Source organism: uncultured Campylobacter sp. (assembly GCF_938045405.1).
Classification (GTDB): Bacteria; Campylobacterota; Campylobacteria; order Campylobacterales; family Campylobacteraceae; genus Campylobacter_B.
In genome coordinates, this window is sequence record NZ_CALIMW010000018.1 from 1 (window position 1) to 1,467 (window position 1,467).

Sequence of the window (1,467 nt, forward strand, 5' to 3'; positions counted from 1 at the left end):
GCCGCCTGCGACGGCAAGTATGAAGCCGATTTTGCTAAATTTATCGTTCATTTTCTCTCCGATGATTTTTAAATTTTAAAGCCGCGGAATTTTAAAATTCCGTAGCGTGATCAGACGCGGCTACGCTACGGCGTCTTTGCCGCGGTCTTGCGCGGGTTAGCGCAGTCGCGCCGAAGGCTGATTGCGCGGTCGCCGCATACTCCTATCTAGACGTAAAATTCCAAGCGCGATTTTTGACAGCCGCCATGGCCGCTAGCGGATCGCCGCGAGGCTCGCTATGGAATTTTGCCTATCGTTCCGACCCGTCAGAGCGTAAGATTTTAAAATTTAAAGCCGCAATATGCGATCCCTGCGCTGTTCCGACGGATCGGCCGTCTATTAGACGGATCGCGGGCTCGCGCGCCGCTTCGGCGACAAATTTTAAATTCCAACCGCTTTGTCGCGCGGCTTGTCGTGAAATTTTGCGTATCGTTTCTACGTAGAATTTTAAATTTAAAACCGCGACGCTCCGTTTGCTTACGCAGATAGGCGCGATCGCAGCCGCGCCGTTTTGCATGAAATTTTAAAATTTCAAATCCTCGCGTCGCAGTAAAATTTTAAATTTAACTCGCGCCTAATCCGCAAAATTTCAAACCGCGCTTAGATGCGTAAAATTCCAAGCTCTCTTAGCGCGATCAAAATTATGGCTACGGGCGAGACGCAGCGCAGCAACACGAAGTACCAAATTTTAAATCCTAGCTCGCCCATATACGGCGCCAGTAGCGCGTGTACGGCTTCTTTTCGCATCACAAATCCCACGAAAACCACGATTACGAGCCCGCCTATCGGCATTAAAATTTTCGAGGTCGCGTAGTCTAGGACGTCGAAAAACGGCGTGCCAAGTATGCTAAAGCTATCCGCCGTAGCGCCGTAGTAGCCCAAAATGCACGCGATGCCAAGGACATAGGTAAACGCAAAGACGATCGCGCAGGCGCGCAGGCGGCTTATTTTGTGCGATTTTACTAGATAATACACCGAAGGCTCGATCATCGAGATCGCAGAAGTGATCGCCGCAAAAATCAATGTAAGAAAAAATGCAAACGCCAGTACGTGCCCGATCGCGCCCAGTTTGCTAAACAGCATCGCAAGCGAGACGAAAATAAGCCCCGGGCCCGATTGCGCCGGATCTGCGTTAAATTCAAAAATAAAGGTAAAAACCACGAGCCCCATCATTATGCCGATCATGACGTTAATAAATACGATGTTTAAGCTCGAAGTTAGGATATTGGTGCGCTCCGGCAGGCTCGCGGCGTAGGTCATAATCGTCGTAACGCCCAGCGATAGCGTGAAAAACGCAAGTCCGAGCGCTTCGAGCACGCTTTTGGAATTTAGCGCGCTAAAATCGGGCACGAGCAGAAATTTCGCGCTTTTGCTAAAGCCGTCGAAACTCATCGAATACACCACCATCAGCACCAAAAGGATGAAAAG

At 49.8% G+C, this 1,467-nt stretch carries 1 pseudogene; it reads right to left on the reverse strand.

Annotation, left to right across the window (positions count from 1 at the left end):
• Positions 1-639: 639 nt before the first annotated feature.
• Positions 640-1,467: pseudogene (locus tag Q0140_RS00665) on the reverse strand (sodium-dependent transporter); the annotation flags it as partial.